Here is a 20338-nt window from a genome sequence, read left to right as displayed (position 1 = left end):
GCGATCACAATGCCGCGCAGAACATACTGATCAAAGGTATTGCTAAATTAGCCTGATTAGGCTCGTCCCTATGGCAACCTGGGAACGCTAAAGGCACTGGTAATTGCCGTGTAAGACAAAGCAGTTCTACGAACTGCCTGCAGTGGTGTATCTGTGCAAATTGTGATTCAAGCGCTCGTAAGAAGGGTGTTTGCTCACAAGCCACTGACTTTAGTCAGTGGTGGTTGACACCGGATTACAGTTCTTCGTCAACCCGAATCGGCTGTCCAGATTGCAAATCGTCAATTTCAACAACGCGAAAGCTCTTCTTCTCCAAACGGGAAACAATTTCATTTAATGTGTTTTCATCTGTCCCGGCTGGCAATGTGAATAAGGTTCGGCGGACGAATTCGTCGCGCTTGGCATCCAGTGTGATACAGCCGGAGATGGAAACGTACTTAGCCAAAATTTTGCTCATTTTCGCCAAGTCGCCGCGTTCACCGGTGGACATCACAGTCAGAACATAAGATCCAACATCGACGTTCCAAGCTTCAGACAACATTCCAAGCAATTTTGCATGTGTCAGGATGCCGTAGAAGTTGGCATTTTCATCCAAAACCGCAATGTACGGCAGATCCTTGATGTTGAAGAAAACTTTGAAGAACGGGGCATTCACCGGAATCGTCTTGGTAGCATTCTTCAGCAGATAAGTAACCGGTAAACTCATATCGCCGCCTTGGGACTTATGGCGATAGATATGCATTTTGTAAATATTGCCGCGGAAGATCGTGCCGCTTTCATCCAGGATCGGCACACAACGAAAACCGGAGTCTTCAAGGATCTTCAATGCTTCTTCAAGGGTAACCGTTTCCTTGACAGTAGTCAGGAACTCCTTTTTTAATACTAACGATTTAATTAACATGCCGTTTCCTCCATCACAGGTACACACTTTATTAAAATATTCTAATCTTGTCCTATAATACCATAGTTTTTTGACGGTGTAACGGTCTTTCCGGTTAAAAAGTCAACAGCGGAGGTTGCTTAACAGTTGGGTACAAAAAATCGGCTCAAGGGACGGGGATGTCTCACGAGCCGATTTGAATTTTTGGTTGACTAAGATGTTGAATATTGGAAATTTTAATAGATGATTACCGGTGTTCCTTCATCTACTGCCGCATATAACTTCGTCATGAAATCAGGCGGGTTGTTGACACAGCCATGCGAGCCGTGTTCTTTGTACCAGTCACCACCGTATTTAGGTTGCCATGGACTGTCATGAAGGCCGACACCCGTGTAATCTATTGGCATCCAGTAGGAAACGGGGCTGGCATAGTCGGTACCATCATCGTTTTTGCCACGTAATGTAGCATTACGCTGTTTCGACCAAACGTAGAAAACGCCGGATGGGGTTGCCTGGTTCGGTTTGCCAGTCACAATATCGGAATCCATGACCACTTTCCCGTCTTTGATATACCATTCGTGTTGTTTTTCTTTCGACACTTCAACATAAGTGTTACCGATGTCGCCGTCAGTCGCATAACCTGAACCGCTGTGGACGACTTCCTTGTTAAGATCCTGTCCGGCTTTGACGCTGGCGAGAATCATCGCTGCAGTTGAGGTGACATTAATGCTCCAGCCATACGTGCCGGCGGGAACCGAAACCGTGCCTTGCTGTTGCGTGTTAAACTGGCGGGTCTTATTAATGGTGCTGTATTGCTGTGACAACGTCGAAACATAATTGGTGATCGCCTGACTGGAGACGGTTGCCTTGCCATTGTCATTGGTCACCCAGCTCATCACGGTTGCTTGAGGAACTGTGACGGTCTTGGACTGAATCTGCAAGGATACCTTGGTTGCGGCAAGTTTATTCATGTCTCTTTCAGTCGTTTGCAGGCTGCTGTCAGACGCCTTAACAGTCGGCTTTTTGTACGTGTCAGCTAAATTAACAGTCTGTCGGTGATTATCCAAGGCGGTTGTCACCGTCTTTGCGAGTTTATCGGCGTCAATCTGATTACCGTTGACTTCTTTTTGAATCTTGAACTGGGTGCCATCCGCAACGAGTTTGGCATTAACCGGCTCCTGGCGTCCTTGGTTCAGTTTGGCGGCAGTTGTATCCGCAAACTGTTTTAACGCCACGCTGTTAATCGAAGGATCCTCATCAGCGTGAGCCTTTTGACCTGCAAAAATAGAGGTGGTCCACAGCCATGGGTTTTGTTTGTTGAGTGCCTGATTGAGGCCCTTTTTGAAATCCTGGCTCAATCCCAAAGCGTGACCCTTAACTTTCAAGACTTTTTTATCGTTTTCAACAAAAGTATATTGACGTTCGTTGAACTGTTGTACCAGTTTCTGGTTAGCTGCGTCAACAGATTGACCAGAAACATCAATTCCGAGGATTTCCGTGTTAGGCAAAAAATGATCGCGATAGTGTATGCTTCGGACGATATAAAATCCGCCTAGAAGAACGACTAACGCGCCGACAATGAGGAGCCACCGTTTATTCTTATTCACTGATTGCTGCCTCCTGCTCCTTATGTGTTTCTGTTTCGTAGCAAGCACTTCCTCAAAAAATGACATTGTTTCTGCCTATTATAGGGTAACAAGCCGAAAATTAAAAGCAGCATGCCTCGCTCAGTGATAAGCACTGTGATCTTGCCACTCCTTAACGTAGCGGCATCTGGGGGCTTTAAAAAAACATGATACTTTCACGATGCTACCAAGCAAGAGAAATTCCTCCCTAAAGTTTCTAGTTGCTTTTCGGGATTAAAAAAAGAACAACCAGGCAGGTGCCCGGCTGTTCTATAGTTCAGTCTTGATGACGATTACTGACGGGTTTCGATGTCGTTCTTTGCGAAGGCATCGGTCAGAACCTTCTTCAATTGTGAAGCAGATTTCTGCATGGATTCCTCTTCGTGGTCGGTCAATGGAATTTCCAGAATGTTCTGGATACCATTGCGGTTGATCACAGCCGGGGTACCAATGTAGATGTCGTTCAAGCCATATTGACCGTCCATGTAAACGGACAGTGGCAAAACAGCATTTTCATCGTTCAGGATAGCCTTGGAAATACGGGCCAAAGCAGTTGCGATACCATAGAAGGTTGCGCCCTTGAGTTTGATGATTTCGTAAGCAGCGTCGCGAACGTCTTCAAACATCTTAACAAGCTTGTCTTCTTTAATTTCTGGATGTTCTTTAACCCATTCGGCAATGGTAACGCCACCGATGTTAGCGTGTGACCATACAGGGAATTCAGTGTCACCATGTTCACCCATGATGTAAGCGTGAACCGAACGTGCGTCAACGTTAACCATTTCAGCAATGGATTGACGGAAACGCGCGGTGTCCAATGAAGTACCTGAACCAACAACGCGGTTCTTCGGGAAGCCGGAAAGCTTCCAAGTTGCATAGGTTAAGATATCAACTGGGTTGGCAGCAACCAAGAAGATACCATTAAAACCGGAATCCACAATCGGGTCAACAATGGACTTTAAGATCTTCAGGTTCTTGTTAACCAGATCCAAGCGGGTTTCGCCTGGCTTCTGAGGAGCACCAGCAGTGATAACAACCAGATCAGCATCCTTGGCATCGCTGTATTCAGCAGAATAAATCTTCTTTGGGCTGGTGAATGGCAGCGCGTTGCTTAAATCAATCGCGTCGCCTTTCGTCTTGTCCTTAAAAATGTCAACGATTCCGATTTCTTGTGCAATACCTTGCAATACCATTGCATAGGCATAACTTGAACCAACGGCGCCGTCACCAACGAGAATAACTTTTTGGTGATCCTTATCCGTAATACTTGCCACGGTGATATCATCCTTTCTTATGTGCATGCAAACTGCATTTCATTGTGAGTATAACACATTATCAATTCGCCGAAACAAAATTGGCAGACTTTTTCATAATTTTGCATGGTTAAAAAGTCGCGCTCAGCCTTACAATAGCAAGGCTTGTGAATCCTGTGACAAGCTCGCTTTCAGGAACGAAAACGCTTGCATGATCGATTTTCACGAGGAGTAAAAGCTTAACAGTTCACAAAAAGGATGTGCACAGTTAATTGGTTCTGATGTGTTATACTGCTTACTAATAGAAATTCATGTCCAGTATGTGGATGACGGTGCATAGCGAAGTGACACCAAACGATTAACTCAGTGATGTTGGGTAGTGTTTGGCGTTCTTCGCTTGGCTTGGTTATGCAAGAATAGACGCATAAAAACGGCTGCAGCTTGCTAGCACCGTCAAAATGGTGCCATTTGCGCATATCCGGTAGTCAGTGAGAAAAAAGCTTTATTTATGAGGAGACAAAATGAAAATGATCGTTGGTCTGGGTAATCCCGGGCGAAAATATGCAGGAACCAAACACAACATGGGTTTTATGGTCGTTGACGGACTAGCTAAACGTTTGGGGCTCAAACTTGATAAGCTCGAATTTGATGCTGCCACGGCTACTACCCGGATTCATGATGAAAAAGTGTTTTTGGTTAAGCCGCAGACTTATATGAATGCTTCAGGGCGGGCAGTGCGCGAACTAATGATGTTCTATCAAATTCGGTTAGACGAAATTCTGGTGGTTCATGATGACATGGATCTGACGCTGGGCAAGTTGCGGTTGCGGCAACGTGGTTCAGCTGGCGGTCATAATGGGATCAAGGATATTATCAGCGCGACTGGCAGCGATGAATTTTACCGGTTAAAAATCGGCATTCAACACCCTCAGCGCCAGCGCGTTGTTGATTGGGTGCTCACGCCTTTTTCCCAAGCCGATCAGCCAACGATCGATGATGCAGTTACCAGAGCAGATGATGCATTGGAAGACTGGCTAAATGGCATGCCTTTTTCGCAACTGATGAATAAGTTTAATTAAAAGTTAGCTGCTTGGCGGCGATCGCACGGGATTGATTAGGTAAACTTAGTAGAAGAAAGAAGTAGGTGAAGCGATGAATTTGATCGACATGGTGCAGGCAGATCCAGAACTGTCGGCATTATGGCCTAAACTCAAAACCGGCCGTCATTTGGTGACAGGGCTTTCGGGTTCGGCCAAGACGGTCTTTTTTGGCGCACTCTTGAAACAACGTCAACAACAGCTGCTGATTGTCGAGAACAACCGCTTTCATGCAGATGAATTAGCGGCTGATTTGAGCAGTTTATTAGGTGATGCGTTGGTTTATGATTTTCCGGTGGAGGACGTGCTGGCTGCCGAAGTCGCGGTGAGCTCACCGGAAACCCGCAATGATCGGATTAATGCACTTACTTTCTTGCAAAGCGGCAAACCCGGCATTATTGTGACCAGCCTGGCCGGGTATAAACGCATCTTACCGGCACCGGCTGTTTGGGCAGCTAGTGAGTTAACGATCGATATGGATTCAGAGCTTGAGCCGCAAGATGTTGCCAAACAACTAATTGCAATGGGGTATCGCCGCGATTCACTGGTCAGTGCCCCAGGGCAATTTGCCATTCGCGGTGGTATTATTGATGTCTATCCGCTAAATCAGGATGATCCGGTTCGTATCGAGTTATTTGATACGGACGTCGATTCGATTCGTACTTTTGACATTGCGACACAGCGCAGTTTGAAAAAGCTGACGCGCATCGTGATTTCACCGGCAACCGATATGATCGCGTCAGATCAGGTGCTGAGTGCGACCGGTGAGCGTCTGGTGAAGCAGGCAACGGCGTATAAGACCAAGGTCAAAGATGCCGATACCAAACAAGCTATCACCGACGGACTTTTAACCACAGGCCAGCAGCTACAGGCACTGGAGCGGCCGAAAAATCTGGCACTGTATGCACCGGAACTTTATCCGGAACATCAGCGTATCACCGACTACCTCGCACCGAATGCACTTGTTGCCTTTGACGATTACAGTAGGTTACTGGATAGTGATACCCATTTAGTCCAGGAAACCGCAGAGTGGTACGCTCAGTTGCAAACAGAAGGCCGGTTGCTGCCCAAGACGCCTAATCCTAAAATTCAAGAACTCAATCAGCATGAACCGCATCCGCGACTGTATTTGAGCCTTTTTCAAAAAGGGATGGGACAGTTGCGGCTTGATAGCCTGACCAATGTTCCGAGTCGTAATGTCCAACAGTTCTTTAGTCAAATGCCGTTGCTCAAAACAGAAACCGATCGCTGGGTGAAACAAAAACAAACCGTGGTTTTCTTGATCGCGGACAAAAATCGCCAAGATAAGCTGAGCGGAACGTTGAAAGATTTTGACATTAGCAATGTTTTGACCGAACCCAATCATTTGCTGCCGGGTCAGGTTCAATTGACGGAAGGCAGTTTGAAGAATGGGTTTGAACTACCGGACATGAAGCTGGTTGTTGTCACCGAGCACGAGTTGTTTAATGCTCGGCAGCGACGGCGAGCACGGCACCAGACACTGGCTAATACGGAACGACTGCGAAGTTACAACGAGCTGAAGCCCGGCGATTATGTGGTGCATGTTAATCATGGGATTGGGCAGTATACCGGTATGGAGACAATGGAAGTTGATGGGGTTCATCGTGACTACATCACCATCGTCTATCGCAATAACGACAAGCTTTTTATTCCGGTTGACCAACTGAATCTGGTGCAAAAGTATGTTTCCGCTGACGGCAAGGCACCAAGCGTCAACAAGTTAGGCGGCGCTGAATGGCAGAAGACCAAGCGTAAAGTAGCGGCCCGCATTGAAGACATTGCGGATGAGTTGATTGACTTATACGCCAAACGTGAAGCAGAAAAAGGCTATGCATTTGGCCCGGATGACGATTTACAGCAAAAGTTCGAAGACGAATTTCCTTATCCGGAAACGCCGGATCAGTTGCGGTCAGCCAAGGAAATCAAACGCGACATGGAAAAACCGAAATCGATGGATCGCTTACTTGTGGGTGATGTCGGCTTTGGCAAAACCGAAGTTGCTTTACGGGCGGCTTTTAAAGCAATTGATTATGGCAAGCAGGTGGCCATTTTGGTGCCGACTACGATTTTGGCGCAACAGCATTTTGATACCATGAAAGAACGCTTTGCTGATTTTCCGATTAAAGTCGGGCTGTTATCCCGTTTCCAGACACCGCATCAAAACAAAGAGACGATCAAAGGATTGAAAAATGGCACGATTGACATTGTCGTTGGCACGCACCGTTTGTTGTCAAAAGATGTGGCTTTTCGTGATCTTGGTTTGCTGATCATCGATGAAGAGCAACGGTTTGGCGTTAAGCATAAAGAACGCATCAAACAGCTGAAAAGCAACGTGGACGTCTTAACGCTCACGGCGACGCCTATTCCGCGTACCTTGAATATGTCGATGCTCGGTGTGCGTGATCTGAGTGTTATCGAGACGCCGCCGACTAATCGTTATCCGATTCAAACGTTTGTCATGGAGCAAAATCCCGGGGTCATTCGTGAAGCAATTGAGCGCGAAATTGAACGCGGCGGCCAGGTCTTTTACCTGCATAATCGGGTGGAAGATATGGAGCGCACCGTGAGTCAATTGGAAGAGCTGGTGCCGGATGCCAGTGTTGGCTATGCTCATGGTCAGATGACCGAAACCCAACTGGAAAATGTCATTTATGATTTTCTGCATGGTGCCTATGATGTGCTGGTGACGACGACGATTATCGAAACCGGCGTCGACATGCCGAATACAAATACGTTAATCATCGAAAATGCCGATCATTACGGCCTATCCCAGTTATATCAACTGCGCGGACGAATCGGCCGATCGAGTCGGGTGGCGTATGCCTACTTTATGTATCAGCCGATGAAAGTGCTGAATGAGGAAGCGGAAAAACGGTTACAGGCGATTAAAGATTTTACGGAATTAGGCAGCGGCTTCAAAATTGCGATGCGTGATCTGTCGATTCGCGGTGCCGGCAATTTGTTGGGTAAGCAACAACACGGCTTCATCGATTCGGTGGGCTATGATCTATATACTCAGATGCTCCAAGAAGCAGTGAATAAACGGCGGGGGATTAAAACGGCGCAAAAAACCGATGCTGAAATTGATCTGGGTCTGGAGGCTTATCTGCCGACCGACTATGTGGCTGATTCGCGACAAAAGATCGAACTGTATAAGCGGATTCGTGAAGCCAATAGTGATGAAGCCGAAGCGGAAATCAGCGAAGACTTGATTGATCGATTCGGCGACTATCCGCAGCCGGTGACCAACTTGCTTGCAATTGCGCATCTCAAACGGTTTGCCGACTTGGCATGGGTCAATAGCGTGCAAAAGACCGATCAAAAAGTTGCGGTTGTGTTATCGCCGCAAGCAACCACTAAAGCACAAGGCGAACCTATTTTTAAGGCGTTGGCCGCAACCACACTTAAAGCCCAAGTTGGCATTGCTGATGGTAAGTTGACCGTAACCCTGATGATTCCGAAAGCCATGCAGGCCGACACGTGGTTGGCGGAGTTAACTGCCTTTATGCAAGGATTGGTGAAGGTTGTCAATCCCCAGCCGGAAAAGAAACCGGCAGCTTAACGCCTCACTGTTGGCCAACAGCCCACCTTGCAAAAAAGGCGTTCAGGCGTGGCCATGTTGATAGGAGACCACCATGCATAATCAACAAATGAAATATTTAATGCGCGGTGCGTGGATTTTGAGCCTCAGTTCGCTGATTGCCAAGATTCTCAGCGCAGTTTACCGGGTGCCATTTCAGAATATGGTTGGCGACACGGGCTTTTACGCTTATCAACAAATCTACCCTATTTACGGTTTGGGGATGACGTTTGCGTTGTCCGGATTTCCGGTTTATATTTCCAAACTTGTTGCTGAAGCTGACGGTGACGAAGCTAAATTAACGGTGGCTCATCAAAGCAATGTGATTTTGAACTGGGTTTCGTGGGCGTTGTTTTTGGGACTTGAGTTTTTTGGTCAAGAAATTGCCCGCGCGATGGCTGATCCGGACCTATTGCCGTTAATCCAGATCGTGGCGTTTATGTTCCTGACAATGCCAGTTTTGGCGACAGGACGCGGCTATTTTCAAGGCACCTTTGATATGGTGAAAACGGCCACAAGCCAAGTCGTTGAGCAGATTGTTCGAGTTGGCGTGATCTTATTGGCCGCGTGGTGGTTCGTCCAATATCATTGGAGTGTCTACCAGATGGGCGCCATTGCGATGAGCGGTGCATTTTTTGGCGGCCTGGCAGCGATGCTGACATTGTGGCGGCCGTACCACCGGATTTTTGGTCACCGTCACTTTCGTTTCACCGGCATGCAGGCATATGCTCACCTGATTAGCCGCTTTGTTCGTGAAGGCGGCGCCATTACACTGTATGCCGCATTGTTGATTTTATTACAATTGGTTGACAGCTTCACGGTGACAAAAGGGTTGACAAGTTCTGGTATTGCCATGGCAACGGCTAAAAGTTTGAAGGGGGTCTATGATCGTGGCCAACCCCTTGTCCAGTTAGGACTTGTGGTGGCATCTTCGTTATCTACGACGTTACTGCCTAGTTTGACCCAGGCGCGTCAGCTGCAGCAACGCCGACAATTTATTCAACGTGGTGCAGAATTGGTGCATTTTAATTTAGCCTTTGCGCTCGCAGCGACTTCCGGACTGGTAGTCTTGATGCCGGCCATTGATTTACTGCTTTTTGGCGATACTGCAGGCGCGTTTGTTTTACAATTGTATGCCATTGCGATCGCTGTTGTTGCTATGATCAACGCGTATAACGCTATCTTGCAGAGTCTGGATCGGTACAAGGGCATTAGCGTGGCACTGCTCATCGGCATTTTGATTAAAGCTGGGATTAATCAGCTGCTGGTTGCCCGGTTTGGGACGGCCGGGGCTAGTGGTGCGACGATTCTGGCATTGGGTGTGATCCTTTGCTTGATTTATTATGCCGTTCCTGAGACGATCAAAGGCAGAAGTGCGCTGCGGCTGTTTGTGCCAAAATTGCTTGTGGTGACCGGCCTCATGGTGGTGACGGTTTACCTGGCAGTGGGGTGGATTCCATTGAGCTCACGGCTGGTTGCGCTTGGCGTTACCTTATTAGGCGTGATCCTCGGTGTCATCGTCTTCTTACTGACAGGCACTTGGTTCAAACTCTTGACATTACGCGAAGTGCTTGACCTGCCGGGTGGTAAAAAATATTTAAGATTTATACGAAAACTAAAAGCGAGGTAAAGATATGCGGTTAGACAAGTTTCTCAAAGTTTCCCGAATCATCAAACGACGCACTGTGGCAAAAGAAATTGCCGACAAAGGACGCATCACGATTAATGGTAAAGTTGCCAAGTCCAGTAGTGACGTCAATGTAGGGGACACACTGGTCATTAACTTTGGTAACAAAACGCTGACGGTGCGTGTCGATGATCTGGTCGAAACAACCAAGAAAAACGATGCGGCAGACATGTACACGGTTCTGAAAGAAAATTATAAAGAAACATTTTAATGCGGATTTGTTGGTCTGTAACCCCTTTGATTTGTTATACTTGGTTTACTGAAGTCGTAATACGTGGCTGGTGAAAACGAGGATGTGATCAGATGCCAAAGAATAATATCAGTCAATTAAATAATGCTTATACGCGTGAGCATACAACAAAAAAGCAGCATGCGCCCAAGTCCCGGGCACACGCGGTACATATGAAACGCATTCGGAATTTGCTGATTCTGATGATGGTAATTCTTGGGCTGGGCGGGTTTAGTTTGGTTCGGACGCAAATGGCATTAGGTGAGACCAATCATGCCGTGACTAAGGCCAAAGCCAATTTGAAAAAGCTGGAAGCAAACAAAGCGGCACTTAAAGTCCAGGTTGATCAACTCCACAATGATGACTACACGGCCAAATTGATTCGAGAGAAATATTTATATTCAAAACCCGGCGAGGTGATTTTCAATCTGCCGGATAAAGCCAATAAGATCCCGAATCTGAATGTCAGTCAGTGAACCTTTTAACCCAGATTGGCGCAGTTTTTATGTCGGTGAAGGGGTCCTGCCAAACTTCGGTAGTTTGTTGGTTTGTGATTGAGTGGTATGCTTGATGGGTGCGCGAGTGGCATACGGTTTTTATGGCGACGGGGTCACGCGCTGCTTGCGTGTCTTGTTACCCATGCTATACTTATAGACACATTTAATTAGGAGGACTTCTTTTTTTATGGCAGTTGAAGTTGGTACGAAAGTGACTGGTAAGGTTACCGGGATCACGAAATTCGGTGCATTCGTTGAGTTGGGCGATGGTAAAACCGGGTTGGTGCATATCAGCGAGGTCTCTGATGCTTATGTCAAAGATATTCATGATGTGTTGCATGTTGGCGAACCGGTGACGGTTAAAGTTCTTTCGATCCAAGATGGTAAGATTGGTCTGTCTATCCGGAAAGCGGTTGATAAGCCGCAACAGCGTGAACATGAGAGTAATCATCATGAAGGCCGGCAAGTGTCTTCGCCGCATCAGGGTAATAATCGTTTCCAAGGTGGTGCCCGCAATGGCGGTAATCATTTTGGCCATAAAGCTCAGCAACCGGCTAAAGGTGATTTTGACGCGATGATGTCTGGCTATTTGAAAGAAAGCGAAGATCGGTTAAGCGTTCTTCGCCGGAATACCGAGGGCAAACGCGGCGGCCGGGGTGGTCGGCGCAGTTAGAAATCGGGTCTGGGACAAATCATGATTTGTTCTGGGCCTATTTTCTTGGATTGCTTTTTTAACTGTTAATAGTGAAACGAGGTTAGCGTGGAGGAGACGTATGGGCCCGAAACTTTTTCAAACATTCGGCTTTGCACCACATACTCGCGTGCTTGTGGCCGTTTCCGGCGGCGTTGACTCAATGGTGCTGTTGGATCTGGCGGTTCGGGCACCGGATTTGGATGTGATTGTGGCAACTTTTGACCACCGCTTGCGGCCAGAAAGCCAGCAGGAGCAGGCGTTTGTGGTGGCAACCGCAGCGCAGTACCATGTTCCCGTTGTCACTGGTGTTTGGCATCGCAAGACAATGGATGCTGTGAGTGAAGCGGCAGCACGACAGGCACGCTATGATTTTTTGGCTGCAAGTGCCGAAGCCCATCATGTAGCGGTGGTCATGACTGCCCATCATGCCGATGACCAACTTGAAACGGTCTTGTTTCGACTAGGACGTTCCGGTGATCCGGCCGCGTTGGTTGGCATTCGGGCGGATCAGTCTTGGCATGGGAAACGGTTGGTTCGCCCGTTGTTAAGTTATAGTAAGGCCGAGATCCGGGCATATGCACAAGCGCACCACATTGATTTTCGTGATGATGCTTCGAATACCGATACGCGTTATGCCCGCAATCAATTGCGCCATGAGGTCATTCCGGCATATAAGAAGCAAAATCCGCAATTATTGGCGCACATTCAACGGTTTACGGTGGAGCAGGCAGGGATACTGGCACTGGCCGATGCTGAAGTCAGTCGGTGGCTGCAGCGGCTGCAAGTGGATCCGGTGACGATTGACTGGCAAGCAGCAACGCGTCTGCCAAAAGCGGCGCAGCATGTGCTTTTAAAAAGAATGTTGCGCCAGTGGCAGCCAGAAACTGACGAAAAGACACTGCCAGAGGTTATGAGTCATTTATTTGCCCAAAATGAACACCGCTTTGACCTTGGTGCCGGTGTTACCATTGCCGTTCAGAATGGCCGGATCAGGAAGCTGCTTTTGCAACCGACAATGACGCCAGTGACGTTCACGCACATCGGTCAGACTGTGAAAACCCCGCGAGGAACGTTTAGTTTGCAGGCGGAAGGAGCGCATGATGAAGGCGTGCCGGTACGGGTGCGGTTACCAGTGACATTGCGTACCCGTCAAGCCGGCGATCAAGTTCGGCTGCCAAATGGTGTGACCCAGAAACTGCGACGTTTTTTTATTAATGAAAAAGTGCCGGCAAGTCAACGAGGTCAATTACTTTTATTGGCGCAGGACCATCAGGTTTTTTGGATTGAAGGTCAGCCTTTAGAACGATTGTCGCGTCCAGCTCAAACTGATATACTCCATGTTGTACTGGTGCACTCGCCAGATGTTGACAAAAGTGAGGATAGATGATGAATCCCGATATTTTAAAGGTGTTGTATTCTCAAGACGACATTCATGCCATCACGGCGCGGCTTGGCGCTGAACTCAAGCGCGATTACGCAGGGAAGAATCCTTTAGTGGTGTGCATCTTAAAGGGTGCCATTATGTTCATGACCGATCTTGTACGTGAGATTGATGACTATATGGAACTCGACTTTATGGATGTGTCTAGTTACGGTGACGCGACCGAATCTAGTGGCGAAGTCAAAATTATTAAGGATCTTGACGCAAGTGTGAAGGATCGGAACGTTTTGATCGTAGAAGATATTGTGGATACCGGTCGAACCCTGAAATACCTAACTGATATCTTCAAAACCCGTAAAGCGAAGTCAGTCCGGATTTGCGCCTTAATGGACAAGCCGGAGGGACGCGTCGTAGATGTACAGGCAGATTACGTAGGAACCACGGTGCCTAACGAGTTTGTGGTCGGTTATGGTTTGGATTACGCAGAACGTTATCGTAATTTGCCTTATATTGGGGTATTAAAACCAGAAGTCTACGCGGCAAAATCTTAATCTGTGCGCCGTGTTTGTGGTAGTATATAAGGTACTAATTGAATGTTGCCGGAGGTTCTAAATGAAGAAAAAACAAAACGGCCTGTTCAGTAGCACACTAACGTATATCATTATTTTTGTGTTGCTGGTCACCGGTTTTGCGTATTATATGCGCGATAATGGGACAACATCGTCCCAAGAAATTGAAACAAGCACCTTTATGTCCGAATTAAAGAAGGACAATGTCAAGAGTTATTCGCTCCAGCCAGCTGGCGGCGTCTACAAAGTCAGTGGCGAATATAAGAAGGCCCAGAAGTCTTCCGGTGCGAATAATTCACTGAGTTTATTTGGCAATCAGACGACCAAGGTGACGAAGTTCTCCACCTATATTCCAACGAACGACGCGACTCTGAGCCAGATTCAGAAAATGAGCAGTGCCCACAATGTTAAAACAGACACTCAGGAAGAATCACAGTCCGGGGTCTGGTTTAGCCTGCTGATCACGGTTGTGCCGATTGTCATCATGATGATCTTCTTCTACATGATGATGAATCAGGCGGGTCAAGGCGGAGGCTCTGGCCGGGTGATGAGTTTTGGCAAGTCACGTGCTAAGCAGGCAGATAAAAATGCCAACAAAGTGCGTTTCTCCGATGTTGCCGGTGCTGAAGAAGAGAAACAGGAACTGGTTGAAGTGGTAGAGTTCCTGAAAGATCCGCGGAAATTCTCAGCGTTGGGTGCCCGCATTCCAGCCGGTGTACTGCTCGAGGGTCCTCCTGGTACTGGTAAAACTTTGCTAGCCAAGGCGGTTGCCGGTGAAGCCGGTGTGCCATTCTTCTCAATTTCTGGTTCTGACTTTGTTGAAATGTTCGTGGGTGTTGGGGCTTCCCGTGTTCGTGATCTTTTTGACCAAGCCAAAAAAGCAGCGCCTTCGATCATCTTCATCGATGAAATTGATGCTGTTGGTCGTCAGCGTGGCGCCGGAATGGGCGGCGGCCATGATGAACGTGAGCAAACATTGAACCAGTTGCTGGTTGAAATGGACGGGTTTACTGGTAATGAAGGCGTGATTGTCATTGCCGCAACGAACCGTTCTGATGTCCTTGATCCGGCGTTGCTGCGTCCAGGCCGATTTGACCGGAAGATTCTGGTTGGCCGGCCGGATGTTAAGGGTCGTGAAGCGATTTTGAAAGTGCACGCAAAAAATAAACCGCTCGCATCGAATGTTGACCTTAAAGAAATTGCACGACAAACGCCTGGTTTTGTCGGGGCCGATCTGGAGAACTTGCTGAATGAAGCGGCCTTGGTTGCCGCAAGACGTAGCAAAAAAGCTATTGACGCTGCTGATGTGGACGAAGCCGAGGACCGGGTCATTGCCGGTCCGGCGAAGAAAGACCGGGTCATCAGTCCAAAAGAACGCAACATGGTGGCCTTCCACGAAGCCGGACACGCGGTTGTCGGTCTGGTCTTAAGCGATTCGCGAACTGTGCGTAAGGTTACGATTATTCCACGTGGCCGCGCTGGCGGATATGCGATTACACTGCCAAAAGAAGATCAGTTCTTGCTGACGAAGAAGGAACTGACCGAACAGATTGTCGGCTTACTTGGTGGACGGACTGCCGAAGAAATTATCTTCGGGGTCGAATCTACAGGGGCGTCCAATGACTTTGAACAAGCAACACAAATTGCCCGGAGTATGGTCACCCAGTACGGGATGTCCGATCGCTTGGGAACAGTTCAGCTTGAAACCGAAGGCCAGCCATTCGTTGGTGCCCAGTATGGTCAAACACCACCGTATTCTGAAACCACAGCGACTGCGATTGACGATGAAGTGCGGCGGATCATTGATGAAGCCCATAAGCAGGCTTACGAGATTATTCAGGCCCACCGTCAGCAGCACAAGCTGATTGCTGAAGCCTTGCTCAAGTATGAAACCTTGAACGAAAAGGAAATCCTCAGCTTGTTCAACGATGGCAAGATGCCCGAACGTGATCAAGACGAATTTCCAAGTGAAAAGGCCGCTACCTTTGAAGAGTCAAAGGCAGCGCTTGAACACAGGGACAAAGAAAAACAAGCAAATGAAGAAGCTAGTGCTAAGTCCGGAGCTGATTCACAGGCAAACCAAGATCAGGCAAGCCAAGATGATGAGACAGACGGCGTAGAAAAGCCAGACGATACGTCGCCTGACAATGATTCTTCAAACAACAATGAGCATTAGAATCCACAAGTGTAACAAAAAACACTGCCTAAGTTGGCGGTGTTTTTTGTTACACATTATCATGGAAAATGCCAGAGCTCAGCTGTGGTTTGATTCATTTTGGCGTCAAGGTTTGGTTAACTGCTGTATCGCTACCTAGTGGTTGGTACGGACGTTCCTTAAAAAAGCCAATATCGTGCATCGTCTCGTACAAGCGCCGGGCAAAATGCTGACTGTTCTCAGAAGCGGAATTGATCGGCCCGTTTTCGTCAAAACACGGATCGGCCGACCAAAGTAACGTCGGCGTGGGGAGGACAATCATCTTTCGCATTTGTAAAATCGGAACTAAACTGGCTGCTGCCAGCATACCGCCTCACGAAAAATGCGAATACCCAATTATTTGAGCAGACTTATACTCAACTTCCGGACCAATTAAATCCAAGGCATTTTTCCTGATGAGTACACTGACTTTTCAATAACGCCCAATTTTGGTAGAATAGGCACGTTTAATTTTCAGGAAAGAGGATCCAACATGAGTGATTACATCGCGAGCGCATTGTCGCGCGATACCCATTTTCGAATTTTCGCAGTTGATGCAACGGAGACGGTGCGTGAGGCACAACGCCGCCATGATACCTGGAGCGCAGCGTCGGCGGCACTGGGGCGGACGCTGGTGGCAACCGCGTTACTGGCTGTGTCCGGATTAAAAAACCGTGACGACTTACTGACGGTGCGCATTAAAGGGGATGGCCCAGTTGGTTCTATCATCACCGATGGCACAGAGATTGGCACGGTTCGCGGCTATGTGCAAGAGCCGCATGTCAGTTTGCCGCTCAACCTTGTCGGAAAAATCGACGTCGCCCGTGCTGTCGGTAAACATGGCATGCTTGCGGTCACCAAAGATATCGGGGTCGGCGAACCATTTACCGGCCAAGTACCGCTTGTATCAGGTGAATTAGCCGAGGACTTTACGTATTATTTGGCCAAATCGGAACAAATTCCTGCCGCGGTGGGATTGTCCGTTTTTGTCAACGCCGACAACTCGGTTCAAGTCGCTGGCGGCTTCATGTTGCAGGCATTACCAGGCGCCGATGATGCGGAACTGGCCGCACTGGAAGCCAACGTCAAAACATTGCCGCTTGTATCGGAAATGTTAAAAAGCGGCCTGACACCGGAACAGATTATTCAACGTATCGCCGGTGACGCGCCGGTTCAATTCTTGGATACCCGGTCACTGCGATTTGCATGTAACTGTTCTAAAGCCCATTTTGGTGATATCATGGCAACCTTGCCGCATGATCAGTTACAAGAAATGATCGATGAAGATGGCGGCGCGGAGACGACCTGCAAGTTTTGCGGTAATCAGTATCATTACAGTGTTGCGGATCTCGAAGCGTTAGTAGCCCGACACGAATAGTTGCGATTTTTGCTTATTTTAAGTAAAGTTAGCATCGCGAAAGCAAGAAAGAGGTGGCTTGTATGTGGCATATTGCCAATGTTGAAATTCCCAATCGACTCGTTGTTGCCCCAATGGCCGGGGTTACCAATGCGGCCTTTCGGGTAACCGCCAAAGAATTCGGTGCTGGTCTGGTTGTGTGCGAAATGATCAGTGACCGCGGAATTATGTACAAAAATAAGAAAACATTGAGTATGATGTTTGTGGATCCGCGGGAACATCCAATTTCGATTCAGATTTTTGGCGGAACCAAAGAAACGTTAGTCAATGCGGCGAAGTTCATCGACCAGAATACTGCTGCTGATATTATTGACATCAATATGGGCTGCCCGGTTCCTAAAGTCACTAAAACTGACGCAGGTGCTCATTGGTTGCTGGATCCGGAAAAGGTTTATGAGATGGTCGCGGCAGTCACCGATGCTGTTTCCAAACCGGTTACCGTCAAGATGCGAACCGGGTGGGATGAAGATCACATTTATGCGGTTCAAAATGCGCTGGCGGCCGAGCGTGGCGGTGCAGCAGCGCTTGCGATGCATGGCCGTACGCGTAAGCAACTTTATTCCGGACACGCGGACTGGAATATTTTAAAAGAAGTTAAGCAACATTTAACGATCCCGTTCATGGGCAATGGCGATGTACGGACACCGCAAGATGCCAAACGCATGCTTGAAGAAGTCGGTGCCGATGCCGTGATGGTTGGCCGCGCAGCGTTAGGAAATCCATGGGTCTTAAAACAGATGGCAGCATATTTAGATGACGGCGAGTTAATCCCGGAACCAACGCCTCGAGAGAAAATTGCGACTGCCAAGTTACAGCTGCAACGGTTGGTTGACTTACACGGTGAGCATCAGGCCGTGCGTGAATTCCGGATGCAGGCAGCTTATTATTTGAAGGGTATCCCGCGTTCGGCGAAGACTAAGGCAGCCGTTAACATGGTTGATACGCAGGCTGAAGTAAATCATATTTTTGACGATTTTGTTGAGCAGACCGAGGCGCGCGCCCGCGAGCGTCAGCGCAGTCATTAACTTACTAGAGCTTTAGACGAAAAAGACGTTCTGCGATGATTTGTTAGCTAATCAATCATTGAGAGCGTCTTTTAATGCGTAGGAGGTTGCTTTTTCGCAATAAAATTGTCATCATCAAAGAGTGCTATAAATTGGAACGGAGGAACATGTGTTGGCTAAGGAAAACGGACAGCAACCAGAAATGAACGATCAGATGATTGCGCGGCGAGAAAAAATGAAAGCCTTGCGCGAAGCAGGGATTGATCCATTCGGTCATCGGTTTGATCGAACCCACTCGGCAGCGCAAGTGCGCGAGGATTTCGGTGAAGACGACAAGGAAACGTTGCTTGAAGAAAAACCGAAAGTAACGATTGCGGGACGCATGATGTCCAAACGTGGTAAAGGAAAAGTCGGATTTGCAGATATCCGTGACCGTAGTGGCAAAATGCAGATCTACGTTCGTAAAGATGTTGTCGGCGATGAGAACTACATGATTTTCAAGAAGGCTGATCTTGGCGACATTCTTGGCATCAGTGGCGAAGTCATGAAAACCGACTCCGGCGAGCTGACGGTCAAAGCCAATCACGTCACCCATTTGGCTAAGGCATTACGCCCATTACCAGATAAGTGGCATGGCTTGACGGACGTTGAGCAGAAGTACCGCAAACGTTATTTGGACCTTATTTCCAACCCTGACAGTTTTGACCGGTTTGTTAAACGGACCAAAATTGTGAGTGCTGTTCGTGAATATTTAGATAACCACGGCTTCCTTGAAGTCGAGACGCCTGTGTTGCATAACCAGGCCGGTGGCGCAAATGCCCGTCCGTTCATCACGCATCACAATGCACTGGATATCGATCTGTATTTACGGATAGCGCTTGAGTTGCATCTTAAGCGGCTTATCGTCGGTGGGATGGAACGAGTATACGAAATTGGCCGCGTTTTCCGCAATGAGGGTATTGATACCAAACATAATCCGGAATTTACCGAGCTTGAAACCTATGCAGCCTATTGGGATCTGACCGATGTTATGACTGAAACTGAAGGCATTTTCCGTTTCGCTGCCCATAAGGTTCTTGATTCCGGGAAATTAACCTATCAAGGTATGAACATCGACTTAGATGCGCCGTTTGCCCGCATTAATATGGTAGATGCCATTAAAGACAAAACCGGCGTGGACTTTTGGCCTGAAATGAGCGTGGATGATGCGCGCAAGTTGGCAGACCAACATGATGTCCATTACGAGCCTTATTGGAAGGTCGGTCACATTATCAGTGCCTTCTTTGACCAGTTCGTTGAATCAACACTGATTCAACCGACTTTCATTACTGGACATCCAATCGAAGTCTCCCCGTTAGCAAAGAAAAATCCTAGAGATCCACGTTTTGTTGAGCGGTTCGAACTTTTCGTTGGCGGTGGAGAATACGCCAATGCCTTCACTGAATTGAACGATCCAATTGACCAGCGTCAGCGTTTTGAAGCCCAAGCCGCTGAGAAGAGTGCCGGCAATGAAGAAGCACAAGGTATCGATGATGATTATGTTGAGGCGCTGGAATACGGCATGCCGCCAACTGGTGGATTAGGCATCGGCATCGATCGCCTAGTCATGCTGTTGACAGATGCGCCTTCAATTCGCGATGTTCTTTTGTTTCCGACATTACGCCCATAACCCAAACTTATCTGTCGCCATTGTGGCGGCATTTTTTGTTTTACGAAAGATAAGGTAATCAACAAGACTAATATAGGCTGTTTTACGAATGAAAAAGATTAACGATACACATAATATCCGGATAGTATTTTTATTTAAAAAAGTTGTTGACGATGGCGCAAACCGTTGGTATGATAATAAGCGTCGTAAATGAGCAACGCTGGTGCGCTTCAAAACATCAGAAAAAGTTATTGACAGGTATTGCTTGCCTGTGATAATATATCAAAGTTGTCTTTTGACAAGGTCGTCCTTTGAAAACTGAACAAAGTTTCGTTTAAATGTGCAGGGTCCTTGATACTCCGGTATCGAGGCAAAAAGTAACATTTGCGAAGTCAATTCGCTAGAACAAAAAATCGAGCTATTCGAACAGCTCATATTTATATGAGAGTTTGATCCTGGCTCAGGATGAACGCTGGCGGCGTGCCTAATACATGCAAGTCGAACGAGTTTTGGTCGATGAACGGTGCTTGCACTGTGATTCGACTTAAAACGAGTGGCGGAC

The 20338-nt window shown here is 47.7% G+C and carries 16 protein-coding genes and 1 rRNA gene; 13 read left to right on the top strand and 4 right to left on the bottom strand.

Features of this window, described 5'->3' with window-relative positions:
- Positions 1–235 precede the first annotated feature (235 nt).
- The 3 genes from cbpA to BVJ53_RS09105 form a co-directional block, all read right to left on the bottom strand.
- Positions 236–901 carry a cyclic di-AMP binding protein CbpA gene (gene cbpA, locus BVJ53_RS09115; RefSeq protein ID WP_010491258.1) on the bottom strand — a complete coding sequence of 222 codons (666 nt, stop codon included), beginning with the start codon at positions 899–901 and terminating at the stop codon, positions 236–238.
- Positions 902–1116: 215 nt separating this feature from the next.
- Complete coding sequence (locus BVJ53_RS09110; RefSeq protein WP_129302144.1) at positions 1117–2487, bottom strand: L,D-transpeptidase family protein; 1371 nt, start codon at positions 2485–2487, stop codon at positions 1117–1119.
- 311 nt (positions 2488–2798) lie between these two features.
- Complete coding sequence (locus BVJ53_RS09105; protein ID WP_202864838.1) at positions 2799–3806, bottom strand: L-lactate dehydrogenase; 1008 nt, start codon at positions 3804–3806, stop codon at positions 2799–2801.
- 473 nt (positions 3807–4279) lie between these two features.
- Here BVJ53_RS09105 and pth point away from each other — a divergent pair, with 473 nt between their 5' ends.
- The 9 genes from pth to ftsH all read left to right on the top strand — a co-directional run bounded on the left by pth (position 4280) and on the right by ftsH (position 15689).
- Positions 4280–4837 carry an aminoacyl-tRNA hydrolase gene (gene pth, locus BVJ53_RS09100; protein ID WP_129302142.1) on the top strand — a complete coding sequence of 186 codons (558 nt, stop codon included), beginning with the start codon at positions 4280–4282 and terminating at the stop codon, positions 4835–4837.
- Between the two features lie 73 nt (positions 4838–4910).
- Positions 4911–8438 carry a transcription-repair coupling factor gene (mfd, locus tag BVJ53_RS09095; RefSeq protein ID WP_129302141.1) on the top strand — a complete coding sequence of 1176 codons (3528 nt, stop codon included), beginning with the start codon at positions 4911–4913 and terminating at the stop codon, positions 8436–8438.
- Between the two features lie 73 nt (positions 8439–8511).
- Complete coding sequence (locus tag BVJ53_RS09090) at positions 8512–10086, top strand: putative polysaccharide biosynthesis protein (RefSeq protein WP_129302140.1); 1575 nt, start codon at positions 8512–8514, stop codon at positions 10084–10086.
- Positions 10087–10090: 4 nt separating this feature from the next.
- Positions 10091–10354, top strand: coding sequence for an RNA-binding S4 domain-containing protein (locus BVJ53_RS09085; protein WP_129302139.1), 264 nt, complete (start codon positions 10091–10093; stop codon positions 10352–10354).
- Positions 10355–10446: 92 nt separating this feature from the next.
- On the top strand, positions 10447–10848 hold the full coding sequence (locus BVJ53_RS09080) for an FtsB family cell division protein (RefSeq protein WP_129302138.1): 402 nt from the start codon (positions 10447–10449) through the stop codon (positions 10846–10848).
- Positions 10849–11056: 208 nt separating this feature from the next.
- Entirely contained in the window at positions 11057–11542 is a 486-nt protein-coding gene (locus BVJ53_RS09075; protein ID WP_129302137.1) for a S1 domain-containing RNA-binding protein, read from the top strand.
- 100 nt (positions 11543–11642) lie between these two features.
- Positions 11643–12950, top strand: a complete 1308-nt coding sequence (tilS, locus tag BVJ53_RS09070; RefSeq protein ID WP_129302136.1) for a tRNA lysidine(34) synthetase TilS — start codon at positions 11643–11645, stop codon at positions 12948–12950.
- Entirely contained in the window at positions 12950–13495 is a 546-nt protein-coding gene (gene hpt / locus BVJ53_RS09065) for a hypoxanthine phosphoribosyltransferase (protein ID WP_087912839.1), read from the top strand. The genes tilS and hpt overlap by 1 nt, the downstream gene beginning before the upstream one ends.
- Before the next feature lie 61 nt (positions 13496–13556).
- Complete coding sequence (gene ftsH / locus BVJ53_RS09060; protein WP_129302135.1) at positions 13557–15689, top strand: ATP-dependent zinc metalloprotease FtsH; 2133 nt, start codon at positions 13557–13559, stop codon at positions 15687–15689.
- Positions 15690–15783: 94 nt separating this feature from the next.
- Here the strand turns inward: ftsH and BVJ53_RS09055 are convergent, their stop codons facing one another.
- Positions 15784–16035, bottom strand: coding sequence for a hypothetical protein (locus tag BVJ53_RS09055; RefSeq protein WP_191983442.1), 252 nt, complete (start codon positions 16033–16035; stop codon positions 15784–15786).
- A gap of 165 nt (positions 16036–16200) precedes the next feature.
- On the opposite strand from BVJ53_RS09055, the gene hslO reads away from it, so the two are divergent.
- The 4 genes from hslO to BVJ53_RS09035 form a co-directional block, all read left to right on the top strand.
- Positions 16201–17085 carry an Hsp33 family molecular chaperone HslO gene (hslO, locus tag BVJ53_RS09050; protein ID WP_129302134.1) on the top strand — a complete coding sequence of 295 codons (885 nt, stop codon included), beginning with the start codon at positions 16201–16203 and terminating at the stop codon, positions 17083–17085.
- Positions 17086–17147: 62 nt separating this feature from the next.
- The gene (dusB, locus tag BVJ53_RS09045; protein ID WP_049170387.1) at positions 17148–18149 is read left to right on the top strand and encodes a tRNA dihydrouridine synthase DusB; all 1002 of its coding nucleotides are present in this window, start codon (positions 17148–17150) and stop codon (positions 18147–18149) included.
- Positions 18150–18297: 148 nt separating this feature from the next.
- Positions 18298–19797, top strand: a complete 1500-nt coding sequence (gene lysS / locus BVJ53_RS09040; RefSeq protein ID WP_191983441.1) for a lysine--tRNA ligase — start codon at positions 18298–18300, stop codon at positions 19795–19797.
- Positions 19798–20213: 416 nt separating this feature from the next.
- Positions 20214–20338, top strand: a 16S ribosomal RNA gene (locus tag BVJ53_RS09035); the annotation flags it as partial.

Origin of the sequence: Lacticaseibacillus chiayiensis, from assembly GCF_004123795.1 — a bacterium.
GTDB lineage: Bacteria > Bacillota > Bacilli > Lactobacillales > Lactobacillaceae > Lacticaseibacillus > Lacticaseibacillus chiayiensis.
Note: the sequence above shows the minus strand (reverse complement) of the source record. Positions and strands in the feature narration are given on the sequence as shown.